Source organism: Nocardia sp. NPDC059154 (assembly GCF_042755705.1).
Lineage (GTDB): Bacteria > Actinomycetota > Actinomycetes > Mycobacteriales > Mycobacteriaceae > Nocardia.
In genome coordinates, this window is record NZ_JBHZCS010000005.1 from 60,242 (window position 1) to 77,827 (window position 17,586).

Annotated in this window: 12 protein-coding genes; 10 read left to right on the forward strand and 2 right to left on the reverse strand. The window is 70.2% G+C overall.

Translation table 11 applies throughout. The annotated features are described in order from the left end of the window. Positions 1 to 3 precede the first annotated feature (3 nt). The 4 genes from ACFXN1_RS06610 to ACFXN1_RS06625 all read left to right on the forward strand — a co-directional run bounded on the left by ACFXN1_RS06610 (position 4) and on the right by ACFXN1_RS06625 (position 7,766). Positions 4 to 2,772, forward strand: coding sequence for a circularly permuted type 2 ATP-grasp protein (locus ACFXN1_RS06610; RefSeq protein ID WP_379444385.1), 2,769 nt, complete (start codon positions 4 to 6; stop codon positions 2,770 to 2,772). Further along, on the forward strand, positions 2,772 to 3,647 hold the full coding sequence (locus ACFXN1_RS06615) for a transglutaminase N-terminal domain-containing protein (protein WP_379444384.1): 876 nt from the start codon (positions 2,772 to 2,774) through the stop codon (positions 3,645 to 3,647). Before ACFXN1_RS06610 ends, ACFXN1_RS06615 begins: the two co-directional genes overlap by 1 nt. 199 nt (positions 3,648 to 3,846) lie before the next feature. Beyond that, positions 3,847 to 5,649, forward strand: a complete 1,803-nt coding sequence (gene leuA, locus ACFXN1_RS06620) for a 2-isopropylmalate synthase (protein WP_379444383.1) — start codon at positions 3,847 to 3,849, stop codon at positions 5,647 to 5,649. A 251-nt stretch (positions 5,650 to 5,900) separates the two neighbouring features. Next, positions 5,901 to 7,766 carry a MinD/ParA family protein gene (locus tag ACFXN1_RS06625; protein ID WP_379444381.1) on the forward strand — a complete coding sequence of 622 codons (1,866 nt, stop codon included), beginning with the start codon at positions 5,901 to 5,903 and terminating at the stop codon, positions 7,764 to 7,766. A gap of 84 nt (positions 7,767 to 7,850) precedes the next feature. Here the strand turns inward: ACFXN1_RS06625 and ACFXN1_RS06630 are convergent, their stop codons facing one another. Both ACFXN1_RS06630 and ACFXN1_RS06635 read right to left on the reverse strand, forming a co-directional pair. Beyond that, positions 7,851 to 8,840, reverse strand: coding sequence for an LLM class F420-dependent oxidoreductase (locus tag ACFXN1_RS06630; protein ID WP_379463516.1), 990 nt, complete (start codon positions 8,838 to 8,840; stop codon positions 7,851 to 7,853). A 76-nt stretch (positions 8,841 to 8,916) separates the two neighbouring features. Next, positions 8,917 to 9,816 carry a LysR family transcriptional regulator gene (locus ACFXN1_RS06635; protein ID WP_379393620.1) on the reverse strand — a complete coding sequence of 300 codons (900 nt, stop codon included), beginning with the start codon at positions 9,814 to 9,816 and terminating at the stop codon, positions 8,917 to 8,919. A gap of 330 nt (positions 9,817 to 10,146) precedes the next feature. Between ACFXN1_RS06635 and ACFXN1_RS06640 the strand changes: the two genes are divergently transcribed. The 6 genes from ACFXN1_RS06640 to ACFXN1_RS06665 all read left to right on the forward strand — a co-directional run bounded on the left by ACFXN1_RS06640 (position 10,147) and on the right by ACFXN1_RS06665 (position 17,538). Continuing rightward, positions 10,147 to 11,124 carry an EamA family transporter gene (locus ACFXN1_RS06640; protein WP_379444466.1) on the forward strand — a complete coding sequence of 326 codons (978 nt, stop codon included), beginning with the start codon at positions 10,147 to 10,149 and terminating at the stop codon, positions 11,122 to 11,124. Positions 11,125 to 11,250: 126 nt separating this feature from the next. Further along, positions 11,251 to 13,017 (forward strand): FAD-dependent oxidoreductase, encoded by a 1,767-nt coding sequence (locus tag ACFXN1_RS06645; protein ID WP_379444467.1) that lies wholly within the window; start codon positions 11,251 to 11,253, stop codon positions 13,015 to 13,017. Between the two features lie 64 nt (positions 13,018 to 13,081). After that, positions 13,082 to 13,705, forward strand: coding sequence for a pyridoxamine 5'-phosphate oxidase family protein (locus tag ACFXN1_RS06650; protein WP_379444469.1), 624 nt, complete (start codon positions 13,082 to 13,084; stop codon positions 13,703 to 13,705). Between the two features lie 88 nt (positions 13,706 to 13,793). After that, positions 13,794 to 15,044 (forward strand): MurT ligase domain-containing protein, encoded by a 1,251-nt coding sequence (locus tag ACFXN1_RS06655; protein WP_379393622.1) that lies wholly within the window; start codon positions 13,794 to 13,796, stop codon positions 15,042 to 15,044. Continuing rightward, positions 15,041 to 15,751 (forward strand): type 1 glutamine amidotransferase, encoded by a 711-nt coding sequence (locus tag ACFXN1_RS06660; protein WP_379444471.1) that lies wholly within the window; start codon positions 15,041 to 15,043, stop codon positions 15,749 to 15,751. Before ACFXN1_RS06655 ends, ACFXN1_RS06660 begins: the two co-directional genes overlap by 4 nt. A gap of 134 nt (positions 15,752 to 15,885) precedes the next feature. Beyond that, the gene (locus ACFXN1_RS06665; RefSeq protein WP_379444473.1) at positions 15,886 to 17,538 is read left to right on the forward strand and encodes a GMC oxidoreductase; all 1,653 of its coding nucleotides are present in this window, start codon (positions 15,886 to 15,888) and stop codon (positions 17,536 to 17,538) included. Positions 17,539 to 17,586: the final 48 nt, after the last annotated feature.

Consider the following 17,586-nt stretch of genomic DNA (forward strand, 5'->3'; position numbering starts at 1 on the left):
GCGGTGACAGTGCTCGACGCAGTGCCACCCGGCGAGGAGTTCGCGAATTACCGTGCTGCCGCGGCCGATACCGGCGCCCGCGACGCCTGCGGTCTGGCCACCGGCGGCTTCTACGACGAACTCGTCGATCACGACGGCCGTCTGCGCGGCCTGTGGGCCGACCTGTCCGCCGACTTCCTGGACCAGGGCCGGGCCGGACTGCACCGCATCGACGGCCGGGTCCGGCGGCTGATCGAGGACGACGGCATCACCTACACCGAACTGACCGGCTCCGAGGGGGCCGCGACGCCCTCGCCGTGGCGGCTGGACCCGATTCCGCTGCTGCTCTCCGACACCGAGTGGGCGGCGCTGGAATCCGGTGTGGTGCAACGTTCCCGGCTGCTCGACGCGGTGCTCACCGACGTGTACGGCCCGCGCCGCACCCTCACCGAGGGGCTGCTGCCACCGCAGGTGGTCTTCGCGCACCGCGGCTATGTCCGTGCCGCGCACGGTATTTCACTGCCGGGACGGCATCAGCTGTTCCTGTACGCCTGCGATGTCAGCCGCTGGAGCGACGGCGGCTTCCGAGTGCTCGCCGACTGGGCGCAGGCCCCCTCCGGCGCGGGCTACGCGCTGGCCGACCGCCGCGTGGTGTCCGCCGCCATTCCCGAGGCCTTCGAGCTGGCCGGCCCGCGTCCGCTCACCCCGTTCGTGCGGGCCATGCGGCTCATGCTCATCGAGGCCGCGCCGCAGGGCGCCGACGAGGACCCGGTGGTCGTGGTGCTGAGCCCGGGCGTGCACTCCGAAACCGCCTTCGATCAGGCGTATCTGGCCTCCGTGCTGGGCTTCCCGCTGGTGGAGAGCGCCGACCTGGTGGTGCGCGACGGCCGGCTGTGGATGCGCTCGCTGGGCACGCTCGAACGGGTCGACGTGGTGCTGCGCCGTGTGGACGCCGAGTTCTCCGATCCCCTGGACCTGCGGCCGGATTCGCGCCTGGGCGTGGTGGGCCTGGTCGAGGTGCTGCGGCGCGGCGCGGTCACCGTGGTCAACACCCTGGGCAGCGGACTGCTGGAGAATCCGGCGCTGGCCGCGTTCCTGCCGCGCCTGTCACGGCGGCTGCTGGACGAGGAACTCACCCTGCCGGGCATCGAATCCTACTGGGGCGGAGACGATTCCGAACGCTCCCACCTGACGGCCAACCTGCACCGCCTGATCCTGCGCTCCACCGTGGACGGCACCACGGTCTTCGGCCCCATCCTCACCGCCGTGCAGCGCGCGCAGTGGCGGGCCCGCATCGAGACCGAGGGCTGGAAGTGGGTCGGCCAGGAACCGGCCCGCTTCTCGGTCGCCCCCGCGGTCGACGGCTCCGGGGGACTCGCCGCCGCTCCGGTCGCCGTCCGCCTGTTCTCCCTGGCCGGACGGGTCGGATACCGCATCATGCCGGGCGGATTGGGGCAGCTGCATCAGCACGGCGGACCCGAGGGCATGGTGGGGAAGGCCGCCGCCAAGGACGTCTGGGTGCGCGCCGCGCCCGCCGCCGTCCCGGCGGTGCCCGCGGCCACCGCCGAGGTACCCGAGGAGCGCGAGCGCCGGGTCGTCGCGGTCGCCCCGATGGACGTGGTCAGCTCACCGCGCGTGCTCAACGACCTGTTCTGGCTGGGCCGCTACGGCGAGCGCGCCGAGGTCACCGTGCGCCTGCTCAGCGCCATCCACGAACGCCACCAGGACTACCGCTACCGGCCGTGGCTGGAGGGCGCGGAGGCCATGCCCATCCTGATGGCCGCCCTCGCCCGCATGACCGGCACGACCCCGGCCGAGCCGAAGCTGCCTGCCGTGCCGAAACCGACTGCTGTGCACACTGATTCGCCGGAACGTCGGCGCAGGCGCCGCCAGCCCGAGGCGCAGTCCGCTGCGCGGACCCGATCCGGATCCCAGCCGCCACGGCGTCGCGAGTACTCCGACGAGCCGACCGTCCCGATCGCGCTGCCCGGCGCGTCCCGCCGCGACCACGACTACCTGGTCTCCCTCACCGTCGACCGCGAGGTTCCCGGCTCGGTCGCGTTTTCCGTGGAGCGCTACGCGAAAGCCGCACGCGCCGTGCGTGATCAGCTCTCACCCGACACCTGGATGGTGCTCGGCTCCATCGATCGTGCCCTGTCGGAGTACCGGGCCGTCCGCGGCGACCGCGGCGCGGCCCTGTCGGCCGTGCACTCCCGCGCCCTGTCCGCCCTGCTGTCGCTGACCGGCATCGACGCGGAATCGACCGTGCGGGACACGGGGTGGCACGTCATGGACATCGGGCGCCGCATCGAGCGTGCGCTGGCGCTGTCGGCCCTGCTGACCGCCGCCCTCACCGACGCCTACCCGCCGGAGGTCGGCCGGGTGGTGACCGACGCGGTCCTGCAGGCCACCGTCTCCGCGGTGAGTTACCGCCGCCGCCACGGTGATTCGGTCCGCATCGCCGCCGTCGCCGGACTGCTGCTGTTCGACGGGCACAACCCGCGCTCGCTGGCCTACCAGCTGGAACGCCTCGAGGCCGACTTCCCGGTGCTGCCCGGGGCCTCCGGATCCTCACGCCCGCAACGACTCCTGGCCGATGCCCAGCGCATGCTGCGCCGCGTCGACCCGGCCGAGCTGGAGACCGTCGCCGACGGCCGCCGTACCGAGTTGGCCGAGCTGCTCGACGGCGTCCACCTGCGGCTGCGCAAACTCTCCGAATCCTTCGAGGCGAGCCGGCTGTCGGTGCCGCGCGAGATCCAGCCGCTGTGGGGCTCCGCCCGGGTGGTGGGCTGATGCGCCGCTACCGGGTGCTGCATCGCACCGTCTACCTGTACTCGGACGTGGTCAGCAGCTCCTACGGCCGCGCCTACCTGACACCGCGCGAGTTTCCGGGACAGCGGTTGCTGTCCCACGACATTCGCGTCGATCCCCTCCCGTCGGATCGATCGGTCGGCACCGACGTCTACGACAACACCACCCTCTACTTCCACGTCACCGCCGAACACCGCCGGCTGGAGGTGACCGGCGAATCCCTCGTCGAAGTCGGCGCGCCCGCCGCGCCCGCCGCGCAGCCGGCCTGGGAGCAGGCCCGCCCGACCGCCGAAAACGGCCCGCTCGCCGTGGAATTCACCCTCGACCTGACCCCGCCCGAGATCATCCCCGAGGTCGCCGCCTATGCCGCCGAATCCTTCCCGCCCGGCCGCCCGCTGCTGGACGCGTTGCGGGAACTGACCACGCGCATCCATACCGACTTCGCCTATGAATCCGGTTCCACCACCGTCAGCACCAGCGTTGCCGACGTCTTCGCCGCCCGCCACGGCGTCTGCCAGGACTTCGCCCGCCTCGGCATCGCCTGCCTGCGCTCCCAGGGTCTGGCCGCCCGCTATGTCTCGGGCTACCTGTCCACCGATCCGCCCCCCGGCAAGGAACGCATGGTCGGCGCGGACGCCACCCACGCCTGGGCCGCGGTCTGGCTCCCGGGCGCCGCCGGGCACTGGATCGGCTTCGACCCCACCAACGACCAGTTCGCCGACGACCGCTACGTCACCGTCGCCTGGGGTCGCGACTACGCCGACGTGCCGCCCCTGCGCGGCATCATCTATACCGATGCCAAGGAATCGACCATCACCGTGTCGGTCGATGTGGCACAGATCGCCGCCGATGAGTGACACGCCCGGGCTGTGGCGCCCGCCTCCCCTGCTTCCGGGCATCTATTGCGCCCCTGTAAACTCGTCGCCATCATGCAGCGGGCACTTCTCCTCGGCCGCCGCGACGGGGTCTGATTCGGACCGGCTCCCGTCGCGGGGATCTGCCGTGCCGGTCTACCCCATACCTGGGATCCAGCCACACCCTCGGAGATAAATCGCCATGTCAGCCGCTGACGCTTTCGTATCCGGTACCCGGTCCATCACCGCGCCGTCCAAGCCCGCGCCCGCCGACCAGCCGGCCTGGAACACACAGAAGAACTCCTCCATGCCGGTCTTCCGGTATCGGCCCTTCGCCGAGGAGGTCGAGCCGGTCACCCTTCCCGACCGCACCTGGCCGGACAAGATCATCGACCGCGCGCCCGGCTGGTGTGCGGTGGACCTGCGCGACGGCAACCAGGCGCTGATCGACCCGATGAGCCCCGCCCGCAAGCGTCGCATGTTCGACCTGCTGGTGCGCATGGGCTACAAGGAGATCGAGGTCGGCTTCCCGTCCGCCTCGCAGACCGACTTCGACTTCGTCCGCGAGATCATCGACGACGGCGCGATTCCGGCCGATGTCACCATCCAGGTGCTGACCCAGTCCCGGCCCGAGCTGATCGAGCGCACCTTCGAGGCCTGCGCCGGCGCCGCCAATGTGATCGTGCACTTCTACAACTCGACCTCGATCCTGCAGCGCCGTGTGGTCTTCCGTGCCGACCGCGACGCCGTCAAGAAGATCGCCACCGACGCCGCCAAGCTGTGCCTGGAGGTCGAGAAGCGCTACCCGGACACCAACTGGCGCTACGAGTACAGCCCGGAGTCCTACACCGGCACCGAGCTGGACTACGCCCGCGAGGTGTGCGACGCGGTCTCCGAGATCATCGCGCCGACCCCGCAGAAGCCGCTGATCATCAACCTGCCGGCGACCGTGGAGATGGCGACGCCCAACGTCTACGCCGACTCCATCGAGTGGATGCACCGCAACCTGGCCCGCCGCGACTCCATCGTGCTGTCGCTGCACCCGCACAACGACCGCGGCACCGCCGTGGCCGCCGCGGAACTGGGCTACCAGGCCGGCGCCGACCGCATCGAGGGCTGCCTGTTCGGCAATGGCGAGCGCACCGGCAATGTCTGCCTGGTGACGCTGGGCATGAACATGTTCTCGCGCGGCATCGACCCGCAGATCGACTTCTCCAACATCGACGAGATCCGCCGCACGGTCGAGTACTGCAACCAGCTGCCCGTCGCCGAGCGCCACCCCTACGGCGGCGACCTGGTCTACACGGCCTTCTCCGGCTCGCACCAGGACGCCATCAACAAGGGCCTGGACGCCATGAAGGCCGCCGCCGACGCGCAGGGCGCCGACGTGGACGACATCGTGTGGGAGGTCCCGTACCTGCCCATCGACCCGAAGGACGTCGGCCGCACCTACGAGGCCGTGATCCGGGTGAACTCGCAGTCCGGCAAGGGCGGCGTGGCCTACATCATGAAGACCGATCACGGGCTGGTGCTGCCGCGCCGGCTGCAGATCGAGTTCTCGCAGGCCGTGCAGAAGATCACCGACGGCGAGGGCGGCGAGGTGACCCCGAAGGAGATGTGGGACGTCTTCTCCGAGGAGTACCTGACCCCGATCCTGCCGCTGGAGCGCATGCGCCAGAAGGTCACCGCCGCCGAGACCGACGGCGGCGTCGACCACATCGAGGCCGTGGTCAAGGTGGGCGGCGTCGAGCACGCCGTCTCCGGTGAGGGCAATGGCCCGCTGGCCGCGTTCGTCGACGCGCTGGCCACCATCGACTACGACGTGCGCGTGCTGGACTACAGCGAGCACGCCATGTCCTCCGGCGACGACGCCCAGGCCGCCGCCTATGTCGAATGCGCCATCGGCGATCAGGTCACCTGGGGTGTCGGCATCGCCACCTCCATCACGACCGCCTCGCTGCGCGCGGTCGTCTCCGCGGTCAATCGCGCTGCCCGTAGGGCCTGAGGGATTGTTCCCGATCCTCGCGAACGTGACGACTGATTTCGCGAGGATCGGGGTAACTCACCGGGTACGTCCAGAATCGGTTCGGCACCCGACGTAGGCACGCATGCAGGAGAGATAACGGCACTCGGCCGGGCGCCGAAGCTGCGGGGAGGCGGCTCTGCCTCGCCGCGTCCGGACGGGTCAACAATGCTAGCGTTGGGACGCATTAGCGCCGAGCTCTCTGTTCGAGCCGTCGAGCAGATGGGGGACACGTGACCACGAAAGATCAGAATTCGACCTCGAAGCCTGTGCAGGGCAAGGGGGTTACCGACGACGCCGTCGAGGTGGCCGATGTCGAGGCCGAGCAGGACGCGGTGAAGGCCGACGGACTGGCCGAGAACAACGGCGCGGCGAGCGATTCCGAGGAGCAGGTGGCCGGATTCTTCCCGCCGGTGCCGGATTCGATCGACCAGGCCCTGCCTCACCCGGGTGAGGGGCCCAACCCCTTCGCACCGCCCAACGCCCCCTTCCCGGGGCCCTACGGTGCGCCGGACGGCCACAATCCGTTCGCGGGCGATGGCCACAATCCGTTCGCGCCGGGCGGTCCCGGACCGTACGGACAGCCGGGCTTCCCGCCCGCCGGCGCGTTCCCGCCGCCGGATGCCGGGCAGTTCGCGCCGCCGCCGAATCCTGGTGTGCCGGGCGGTTTTCCGCCGCCCGGTGCACCGCTGGGCGAGGTGCGCGATCAGACGCCCTACGGCGAGATCCGGCAGGAGATCGGCAGCGACGGCATGGTGCGCCGGGTGTTCGCCGAGCCGCCGGGCGTGCCGGGTAACGGTGAGAAGCCCGGGGAGCCGGGACATTTCGGTGGTCCGGGCCAGCCGGGGCAGTTCGCGCCGTCCAATGATCAACCGGGCGGGCCGATCTACAGCTGGTCGCCGCCCCCGGCCGCGCCGCCGCAGACCCAGCTATCCCAGCCGCAGCCCCAGGTGGGTTTCCAGCCCGGCTGGAATCCGCAGCCGCAGCAGGGTTTTCCGCAGCAGCAGGGTGGTTTCGGGCAGCAGTTCGGGCAGCAGCCGATGCCCCCGGGGCATTCGGTCAATGATCTGAACCTGTTGAAGCGGGCCAAGCGGGCGCCGCGCAGCGGGTGGCGGCGGGCCGTGCACAAGGCGTCCGGCGGTGCCATCAACCCGGGCGAGTCGGCCGCGGATGTGGTGTATCGGCAGCTGGTGGACCGGGTGAACCAGCCGGTCCGCGGGGACTACCGGATCGCGATCCTGTCGCTCAAGGGCGGCGTCGGAAAGACCACCACCACGGTCGGTCTGGGCTCCACCTTCGCCTCGTTGCGCGGTGACCGGGTGATCGCCATCGACGCCAACCCGGACCTCGGAACGCTGGCGCACCGCGTGCCCCGGCAGACCCGCTCCACGGTGCGAAACCTGTTGGAGGACGGGCACATCTCGCGGTATTCGGATGTGCGCGCTCACACCTCGCAGGCGCCGAGCCGACTGGAAGTGCTTGCCAGTGAACAGGATCCGGCGGTGTCGGAGGCGTTCTCCGAGGCGGACTACCGCAAGGCCATCGGCATCCTGCAGCAGTTCTACAACATCATCCTCACCGACTGCGGCACCGGCCTGATGCACTCGGCCATGTCCGGCGTGCTGGATATGGCCAGCTCGCTGGTGCTGGTGACCTCCCCGGCCATCGACGGCGCGCGCAGTGCCTCGGCCACCCTGGACTGGCTCGACCACCACGGCTACCACAAGCTGGTGGAGCGAACCGTGGTGGTGGTCAACGCCTCTCGCAAGGGTTCCTCCACGGTGGACCTGGACCAGCTGCGCAAGCTGTTCCTGGACCGCACCCGCGCGGTGCAGGTCGTCCCGTTCGACGACCACCTGGCCGAGGGCGCGGAGATCGACCTCGAACTGGTCGGCAAGCCGACGCGGCGGGCCCTGCTGGAACTGGCCGCCATGGTGGCCGACGATTTCGGCTATCAGGCTGCGCAGCAAGGGTTCCCGCCGCAGGGCGGCTTCCAGCAGCCCCCGCAGGGCGGATTCGCGCCGCAGCAGGGCGGCGGTTACCCGCCGCAGGGTGACGGCGGCTATCCGCAGGGTGACGGTTTCCGGCCGCAAGGCTGATCCGGTATCGAACGACGAAATGCCCCGCAGTTCAATTGAACCGCGGGGCATTTCCTATGAGTCGGCCTCGGAAAGGGGAGCGGGTCAGCCCCGGACCAGGGGAGCCAGGGCGCGACCGGCGAGTTCGACCGCGCCGGCCTCGTGGCCGTTGGTGACCATGTTCACGATGATGCCGTCGATGCCCTGGTCGAGCACCCGGGACTGGATCTGCTCGGCGACCTGATCCGGGGTGCCGACGAACTGGCGGTCCGCCGGGGTGTTGCGCAGCGCCTCGTTGGGCAGTGCGCCCAGATCGGTGATGCCGATGCGGGCGAGCATCTCGGCCTGGGTCTTGCGGGCGCGGTCGCCGTCCTCGTCCACGATGACGAACGCCAGGAAGCTGGTCTCCAGGGTCTTCGGGTCGCGGCCCGCCTCGTCCAGGCGCGCGTGCAGGGCCTCGAGCTTGCGCGGGATCTCCGAGGCATTGCAGATGATGTTGAGGTGGTCGGCGAAGCGGGCGGCCAGGCCGAAGGTCTTCTTCTCGCCGCCGCCGCCGAGCAGGATCGGCAGGTCGTCACGCACGCGCGGCTCGTTCATGGCGTTGTTCGTGCGGTACCACTTGCCGTCGAAGGCGGAGTGCTGCCCGCGCAGCATCGGGGTGATGATCTCGAGGGCCTCCTCGAGCTTCTCGAACCGCTCGGTGAAGGTGCCGAAGTCGAAGCCGTAGGCCTGGTGCTCGAGCTCGAACCAGCCCGCGCCGATGCCCAGCACGGCCCGGCCGCGGCTCACCACGTCCAGGGTGGTGACGGTCTTGGCGGTGAGCGCCGGATTACGGTAGGTGTTGCCGGTCACCAAGGCGGACAACTGGATTCGCTCGGTCGAGGCGGCCAGGCCGGACAGCGCGCTGTACGCCTCCAGCATGGGCTCCTCGGGCGCGCCGAGCAGCGGCAACTGGTAGAAGTGGTCCATGACGAAGGCCGCGTCGAAGCCGGCCGCCTCGGCCTCCCGTGCCTGTGCCACCACCGCCGGGAACAGGTCCCGCGGCGCGACCCCGTAGCTGAAGTTCGGCATCTGATACCCGAGTCGAATGCTCATGCCGCAAAGGTAGGACCTGGAGTGCGCTCCAAGTCAACCGCTGATTTCCGATTCCCGGTCGCGCGGTGTGGCCGGGCTATTCGGTCCCGGTGGCGCGGCGGGCCGCGGCCTGGAACGCGGCGATGACCATGGCGACGGCCGGGCGCTTGTCGGCATGCGGGCGGGTGGCCAGGTCGTAGACGCGGGCGGCGCGGACGCCGGCCAGGCGGAGCATGACCAGGTCGGGGTGACGGACCGCGTGGCGGGGCATGAGGGCGACGCCGTAGCCGGTGGCCACCAGCGCCTCGATGACGCTGAACTCGTTGAGCCGCTGCGCGATTCGCGGCTGCACGCCGGTGACAGTCGCGATCGAGCGCAGCACGTCGTCGACCGGGAAGCCGGTGCGGACGCTGATCCAGGTCTCGTCGGACAGCTCCGCCGGAACCACCGCGCCCTGCCGGGCCAGCCGGTGATCGGGCGCGACCACCACGTCGATCGGCTCGCGCATGAGCACCCGCGAGGACACCCGCGGCCCGCTGAGCGAGGGCGCCCGCTCGTCGCGATGGGTGAGCACCACGTCGTAATCGGCCAGCAAACGCGGCACCTCGCTGGGCGGCACGTCCTCGTCGCGCGCCACCATCTCCACCCCGCTGTCCGCCAGCTCGGCCAGCACATGCGGCAGCAGCAGCGCCGCCCCCGACGGGAACAAGGCCACCCGCACCCGCCCGCGCGGCGACCCGCGATACTCCGCCATCTCGCTGACCGCCCGTTCCATGGCCTCGAGCACCTCATCGGCCCGCACCACCAGCGCCCGCCCCGCATCGGTCAGCCGCACCCGCCGCCCATCCGGCTCCAGCAGCGCCACCCCCGCCTCCCGCGCCAGCACCTTCAACTGCTGCGACACCGCCGACGGCGTCATGGACAACGCCTCCGCCACCGCGGCAACCGTCCCGCGATCGGCCAATTCTCGTAGCACCCGCAGTCTTTCGAGTGACATGAGCGGCCCCTCGGGCCGTGCCACGCCGGACCCCTCGAGCTGCGCCGCGCGGACCTCCGCGGCGTCGCCCGTGCCTCGGCCGCCCTCGTGGACCGGGGCCGCGTCGGGAGGGCCCGGTTTGACGCGTCGCGCCCGCGTAGGGGCGCGGCCGGGTTGGGCTGCGGTCGCCGGGGCGTCCGGGGTGGCATCGGCGCGGGTGTCGCGGGGGATGCGGCGTGGGGGTGGGACGGAGCGGGGTGGGTCGGGCTGGGGCATAGTTAAGTAGTACTACATTGTTGCTGCAGAATTATTCGATTGTTCTTATCTATTAGCGTCAGCAAGATTTTCGGCATGACCAATCGCGATCGACTGCTCGGGCTCACCGTCGTGGTGCTGTGGGGGTTGAACTTCCTGGCCATCCACGTGGGGCTGGAGCATTTCCCGCCGTTCTTCTTCGCGGGGCTGCGGTTCGCGGTGATCGCGATTCCGGTGCTGCTGTTCGTGCCGCGGCCCGGGGCGCCGTGGAAGTGGTTGCTGCTGTACGGGATCGGGTTCGGGATTCTGCAGTTCGCGTTTCTGTTCACCGCCATGCGGGCGGGGATGCCGACGGGCCTGTCCTCGCTGGTGCTGCAGTCGTCCGCGCCGTTCACGGTGCTGCTGGGCGCGGTGTTCCTGCGGGAGCGGCTGCGCGGCATTCAGCTGGCGGGGATCGCGGTGGCCATGGCGGGTATGGCGGTGATCGGGTGGGACCGTTCGCACCACGCGGCGCTGCTGCCGCTGGTGCTGACCCTGCTGGGCGGACTGGGCTGGGCCTTCGGCAATATCGGGTCCCGGCTGGCCGCGGCCTCGTCCGAGCAGGTGAACCCGCTGCACCTGACCCTGTGGATGGCCGTGGTGCCGCCGATCCCCATGTTCGTGCTGTCCGCGCTCACCGAGGGCCCGGCCACCGGCTGGAACGATCTGATCGACTCCTGCTCGGCGACCGGCTGGCCCGCCTACGCGGCTCTGGCCTACATCGTCGCGCTGGGGACGATCGCGGGATCGGGGCTGTGGACCTATCTGATGAGCCGCTATCCGGCGGGCACGGTGGCGCCGCTGTCGCTGGCCGTGCCGGTGGTGGGAATCGCCGCCTCCTGGGCGTTCCTGCACGAGACTCCGTCCGCGTTGTCCCTGTTCGGGGCCGTCATCGTGATCGCCGGCGCCTTCACGGCCACCTCGGCGGGCCGCCGCGTCCGGGTGCCGGAGGCAGCGCTCGACACGCCCGGACCCATCCGACCCGCCGAGCCGACACGCCGGTCAGAACTGGACCCGAATCTCGTCGAGGCCTAGCTGAGCAGTCCGATTTGCTGTAGTTCGCCCATCTTTCGGGTCTTCGGGATGAAATTTTCCACCCCAACCGACCATCTGTCTGCGACAGCTCCATAGGATGCGGACCAGGCGTGGGAGGTAACGGGTATGGCAGGACGACGTTTGTCCGTCACGCGGCGATCAGTGCTGCGTGGAGCGGTCGCAGCCGGGGCAATGGCGGGAGCGGTGGCGGCGGGGGCCGCCCGCCCCACCACCGCCCGGGCCGAGGCCGGACGGCGGGTCGCGGTGCTGGGCGGTGGGGTCGCGGGTCTGACCGCGGCACACGAACTGGCCGAACGCGGCTTCGAAGTGACCGTCTACGAGCGGCGGGCCCTGGGCGGCAAGGCACGCAGCATCGCGGTCCCGGGCAGCGGCAAGGAGGGGCGGCCGGAGCTGTGGGGCGAGCACGGATTCCGGTTCTTTCCCGGCTTCTACCGCCACCTGCCCGACACCATGCGGCGAATCCCGTTCGCGGGCAACGCCAATGGTGTGTGGGACAACCTGATCGCCGCCCCCGAGGCGCGGTTCTCGCGCAAGGACGCGGACGACACCATCATTCCGATGGGCAAGTTCGGCAAACCCTGGTCGAGTCCGGACGACTTCCGCGAGACCGTCGGGTCGGCCATTACGACCTCCACGAAAATGGGCACCAGCGACGCCCTCTATTTCGCGAGTCGCCTGCTGGTCTTCAACACCAGCTGCGACGCCCGCCGCTACGGGCAGTGGGACAACATGGCCTGGCGGGATTTCGTGGGCGCGGGCAGGCGCTCCAACGAATTCCGCATGCTGCTCTCGCGCACGCTCACCACGCTGCTGGTGGCCGCGCGGGAGGACAAGGCCAGCACCCTCACCATCGGCACCATGGGCGAGCAGTTCCTGGGCAATCCGCTCGAGGTCGGCAATGACGGCGCGCTGGACCGGCTGTTGAACGGGGCCACCAACGAGGCATGGATCGATCCCTGGGTGAACCGCCTCCGGGATCTCGGCGTCACCTTCGTCAACGCCGAGATCCGGGGTCTGGATCTGGAGGGCGCGCGCATTTCCGGTGCGCGCGTGGTGGATTCGTCGGGCGCGGCCCAGACGGTCACCGCCGACCATTTCGTGAGCGCACTGCCCGTGGAGGTGGCCCGCACCCTGTGGACGCCCGAAATCCTGTCGCTGCGACCGGAATTGGCGGGCATGAGCCAGCTGACGGTGGACTGGATGACCGGCATCCAGTTCTTCCTCCGCCGCCCCACCGACATCGCGCGCGGGCACACCGCCTACGTCGACTCTCCGTGGTCGCTGACCTCCATTGCGCAGGGCCAGTTCTGGAACCGCACCCCGGTCACCGGCATGGGCGACGGCACCGTGCAGGACTGCCTGTCGGTCGACATCTCCGACTGGAACACACCCGGCATGCTCTACGGCAAAACGGCCAAGGAGTGCACCCATGACGAGATCGCGCGCGAGGTGTGGGCGCAGCTGAAGGCACACCTCAACGATCGCGCCGACCTGCTGCGCGACGAGGATCTGCACTCCTGGTTCCTCGACACCGGCATCGCGTGGGACGCCGCGCAGCAGCGCAACACCAATGCCGATCCGCTGCTGATCAATACGGCGGGCTCCTGGGCGCTGCGCCCGGAATCGCATTCCGACTCGCTCCAGAACCTGTATCTGGCAGGCGATTACGTGCGCACCAATGTGGACCTGGCCACCATGGAGGGCGCGTGCGAGGCGGCGCGCGGCGCGGTGAACAAGCTGCTGGAGGTGGCGGGCTCGGATGCCCCGCGCTGCAAGCTGTTCACGCTCTACCGCACGGAGGTGCTGGAGCCGTTCCGGCAGCTGGACATTCAGCGGTACGCGGCGGGACAGCCGAACATGTTCGACGCCTAGGGTGCTTCCTCACACCGGCGAAAAAGGCTGGTGTGAGGCCCGCACCGCGCGTTGAATCGGGAGCATGAGCGAGATCACGGACCCGGTCGAACTGCGTGAACTGCTGGGGGAGGTCGCACCGCGGCCGCGGAACAAGGACCGGCACTCCCTGCATCACCGGGATCGGGAATGGATCGCCCGCTCACCGTTCGTGGTGCTGGCCACCAGCGATGCCGACGGCAACTGCGACGCCTCGCCGAAGGGCGATCCGGCGGGATTCGTGCAGGTGCTCGACGACAAGACGATCGCCATTCCCGAGCGGCCCGGCAATCGCCGCGCGGACGGCTACCTCAATATCCTGAGCAATCCGCACGTCGGCGTGCTGTTCCTGATTCCGGGCCGCGGCGACACCCTGCGGATCAACGGCCGCGCCCGGCTGCTCCGTGACGCACCCTATTTCGACGACATGGTGGTCAAGGGTCATCGCCCGATCCTGGCCATCGAGGTCGCCATCGAGCAGATCTTCTTCCACTGCTCCAAGGCGTTCATGCGCAGCGCGCTGTGGCAGCCGGAACAGTGGCCCGAGGATACGATGCCCAGCGTCGCGCGCCTGGTGAAGGATGTGCAGCCGGCCACCCCCGAGACCTTCGAGCAGCTCGAGGCGTACTACACGGGCGAGGGCTATCGAAAGATGCTCTACAACGGCTGAGTGCGGCGCGTATCACGCCGTGGGCCCCGATGCCGCCTGCACGTCCCGCCCGCCATCCCCATAAACTCGCGTCGTGGCAGACATCTCGATGCGCGGACAGCTGGCGCTGCGGGCGGCGACGGCGGCGTCGTGGGCCTCGCGGCGGGCCGGGCGGGGCAACGGCTCGATGATCGGCGGGCTGATCGCGCTGAAGATCGATCCCTCCCTCATGACCCAGCTGGGCCGCGGCAAGCGCACCGTGCTGGTGACCGGCACCAATGGCAAGTCCACCACCACCCGCATGACCGCCGCGGCGCTGCAGACCCTCGGCGGCGCCGATCGCCGCGGACTCAGCAGTGTCGCCACCCAGGCCGACGGCGCGAACATGGACGCCGGGATCGTGGCCGCGCTCACCGCGCACCGCAGCGCGCCGCTGGCCGCCATCGAGGTGGACGAACTGCATCTGCCGCATGTCGCCGACGCGCTGAACCCGTCGGTGGTGGTGCTGCTGAACCTCTCCCGGGACCAGCTGGACCGGGTCGGCGAGATCAATATGATCGAGCGCCGCCTGCGCGAGGGCATGGCGCGGCATCCCGCGGCCGTGCTCATCGCCAACTGCGACGACGTGCTGGTCACCTCGATCGCCTACGACCACCCGAACGTGGTGTGGGTGTCGGCCGGCAGCGGCTGGTCGGTGGACGCCACCAGCTGCCCGCGCAGCGGCGAGCCCATCGTGTGGGAGGGCGAGCACTGGTACAGCACGGGCGCGGACTTCCAGCGGCCCGTGCCGCAGTGGCGGGTCGGCGAGCACACGCTGTCCGGGCCGGACGGCCTGGAAATCCCGCTCGCCCTTGCCCTTCCGGGGCGCGCCAATCGCGGCAACGCCGCGCAGGCGGTGGCCGCCGCGGTGGCGCTGGGCGCGGATCCGGACGCGGCCGCGGCCGCCGCGGGCACCGTGCGCGAGATTGCGGGCCGCTATCGGACGGTCGAGGTCGACGGCCGCCGCACCCGCATGCTGCTGGCCAAGAATCCGGCCGGCTGGCAGGAGGCGCTGTCCATGATCGATCCGGCCGCAACGGGTCTGGTGATCGCGGTCAACGGCCAGGTGCCCGACGGCGAGGACCTGTCCTGGCTGTGGGACGTCCGCTTCGAGCACTTCGAGGGCACCCAGGTGGTGGCCGCCGGGGAGCGCGCCACCGATCTCGCGGTCCGCCTCACCTACGCCGGCGTCGAGCACATCACCGTCGCGGATCCGCTGGACGCCATTGCCTCCTGCCCGCCGGGCCGGGTCGAGGTGCTGGCCAACTACACCGCGTTCCGCGACCTGAACCGCGACCTGGAGACTGGGGCCCGCGCATGAGTGAATCGACCGTCCGCATCGGCCTGGTCCTGCCCGACGTCATGGGCACCTACGGCGACGGCGGCAATGCCGTGGTGCTGCGCCAGCGCCTGCGCATGCGCGGCTACGACGCCGAGATCATCGAAATCCCGCTCACCGAGCCGGTTCCCAACTCGCTGGACGTCTACACCCTGGGCGGCGCGGAGGACTCGGCCCAGCGCCTGGCCACCCGCCACCTGCAGCGCCACCCGGGCCTGCAGGAGGCCGCCGAGCACGGCGCTCCGGTGCTGGCCATCTGCGCCGCCATCCAGGTGCTCGGCCACTGGTACGAGACCTCCTCCGGGGAACGTGTGGACGGCGTCGGCCTGTTCGATGTCACCACCTCGCCGCAGGAGAAGCGCGCCATCGGCGAGGTGGCGACCCAGCCGCTCGTTCCGGGCCTCTCACAGCCCCTCACGGGCTTCGAGAACCACCGTGGCGGAACCAAACTCGGCGGCGACGCCAAACCGCTGGGGCGCGTCACCAAGGGCGTCGGCAACGGAGTGGGCGACGGCCTCGAGGGCGTCATCCAGGGTTCGGTGCTCGGCACCTACATGCACGGCCCGGCCCTGGCCCGTAACCCCGAGCTCGCCGACTATCTGCTGACCCGGGCGCTGGGCGTGGATTCGCTTCCGGCCCTGGATCTCCCGGAGGTCGACCAGCTCCGCCGCGAGCGCCTGCGGGCCTGACACCGGCCGGCCTCCGCTCGGTCCCGCGCCGCAGGTGAAGTGTGGAAACACATAGCCGGCCCGCATATCTCGGTGGTGATCTCTCACCAACCTGTTGAGGCGTTGCCGAGCGGCCGGTAATCTCGCGCGCGGCCATGCGTGATGAGGGAGGTGGCCGCTTGCGTAGGCGCGCCGTGTTGAAGGCTGCTGTTTCGGCGGCTCTGCTGGCAGGTGTCGGGACGGGTACCGCCGGTCGCGGCGCCGGACCGGCGTCGGCCAATCCGTTGTGGAACGCGCTGTACCAGGCGTGGGTACCGGAAATCTTTGCGCCGCTGCCGGATCCGCCGGAACACAGCGAGGCCATCGTCATCGGCTCCGGCTTCGGGGCCGCGGTGACCGCGCTGCGGCTGGCCGAGGCGGGCGTGCAGAACACCGTGCTCGAGCGCGGCTCGCGCTGGCCCAACGACCCGTGGCGGGAGATCTTCACCGGCGACGACCTGCCCGACGGGCGCGGCTTCTGGCATCGCACCAGCTTCACCGGCATCACCAAGGTGCCCATGCCGTGCTCGGATTTCGGTGGCGTGCTGGACGTCACGGAGTATCCGGGCATCGACGTGTGGCGCGCTGCGGCGGTGGGCGGCGGGTCCATCGTGTTCAGCGGCGCCATGGTCGCGCCACCGCGGCACCTGTTCGACCAGGTCTTCGGGGGCGTGGTGAACTACGACGAACTCGATTCGGTCTACTACCCGCGCGTCCGCCAGATGCTGCGACTATCCACCATGCCGCAGGATGTGTACGACTCCGTGCCCTTCACCCATTCGCGGGTATGGGATCAGCAGGTGCGGGCCGCGGGTTACGAACCGCAGGCCAATGATTCGATCTTCAACTGGGATGTGATCCGCGCCGAGCTGGCGGGCGCGAGCCGGGCCTCGGCCACCGCGTCGCGCAGCAATCTCGGCAATTCCAATGGCGCCAAGTTCGATCTGAACCAGAACTACCTGCGCTACGCCGAGGGCACCGGCCGCTCGGCCATCTACCCGGGCCACCGGGTGGACGCCATCGGCCAGGACGGCAGCGGCAGATACGTGGTCACGGTGACCAAGCTGGCCCCGACCGGTCAGGTGCTCGGCAGCCGCACCCTCACCTGCGACCGCCTGTTCCTCGGCGCGGGCTCGGTGGGCACCTCCGAACTGCTGGTGCGCGCCCAGGCCACCGGCGCCCTGCCCAACCTCAACGAGCATGTGGGCGACGGCTGGGGCACCAATGGCGATGTGGTACTGGCCCGCAGCGTCAGCTCGCTGTCCATGACCGGCGGTGGCGTGCCCAGTGCCAGTCGCATCTTCGACGACTCGGGCATGCCGCTGCACCTCGAAAGCTGGTATGTGCCGGGCATTCCGGTGGACACGGGCGCCATCGGCTCGCTCGGCATCACGCTGGATCCGACCCGGGCCCGCTTCGGCTACGACGCCGGCCGCAACGCGGTGGGACTGAGCTGGCCCAGGGCGGCCCAGGATCAGGTGGTCGCCGCCTGCCGCGCGGTCGATCAACGGGTGGCGCAGGCCGACCGCTCGCTGGTGAACTACACGCCGATCGGCTTCGACGCGCAAGGCTTCTTCACCGCGCACCCGCTGGGCGGGGCTGTGCTGGGGCAGGCCACCGACGCCTACGGCCGGGTCATCGGGCATCCGGGCCTGTACGTCATGGACGGCGCGGGTATCCCGGGCAGCACCGCGACGGTGAACCCGTCGCTCACCATCACCGCTGTGGCGGAACGCAATATCGAGGCGATCATCCGGGCGGGGAAGTAGCCGGCCCGGCCGCCCGGCCCCTCGAAGCCCGCCGCGCGGTCGTTTGCG

Bases quoted from the DNA above. Each gene is read 5' to 3' on its own strand.
- ACFXN1_RS06645 (WP_379444467.1), top strand. From the start codon at position 11,251: ATGGCAGGACGACGTTTGTCCGTCACGCGGCGATCAGTGCTGCGTGGA.
- ACFXN1_RS06655 (WP_379393622.1), top strand. From the start codon at position 13,794: ATGCGCGGACAGCTGGCGCTGCGGGCGGCGACGGCGGCGTCGTGGGCC.
- ACFXN1_RS06665 (WP_379444473.1), top strand. From the start codon at position 15,886: ATGCGTGATGAGGGAGGTGGCCGCTTGCGTAGGCGCGCCGTGTTGAAG.
- ACFXN1_RS06660 (WP_379444471.1), top strand. From the start codon at position 15,041: ATGAGTGAATCGACCGTCCGCATCGGCCTGGTCCTGCCCGACGTCATG.
- ACFXN1_RS06650 (WP_379444469.1), top strand. From the start codon at position 13,082: ATGAGCGAGATCACGGACCCGGTCGAACTGCGTGAACTGCTGGGGGAG.
- ACFXN1_RS06635 (WP_379393620.1), bottom strand. From the start codon at position 9,816: ATGTCACTCGAAAGACTGCGGGTGCTACGAGAATTGGCCGATCGCGGG.
- leuA (WP_379444383.1), top strand. From the start codon at position 3,847: ATGTCAGCCGCTGACGCTTTCGTATCCGGTACCCGGTCCATCACCGCG.
- ACFXN1_RS06615 (WP_379444384.1), top strand. From the start codon at position 2,772: ATGCGCCGCTACCGGGTGCTGCATCGCACCGTCTACCTGTACTCGGAC.
- ACFXN1_RS06630 (WP_379463516.1), bottom strand. From the start codon at position 8,840: ATGAGCATTCGACTCGGGTATCAGATGCCGAACTTCAGCTACGGGGTC.
- ACFXN1_RS06640 (WP_379444466.1), top strand. From the start codon at position 10,147: ATGACCAATCGCGATCGACTGCTCGGGCTCACCGTCGTGGTGCTGTGG.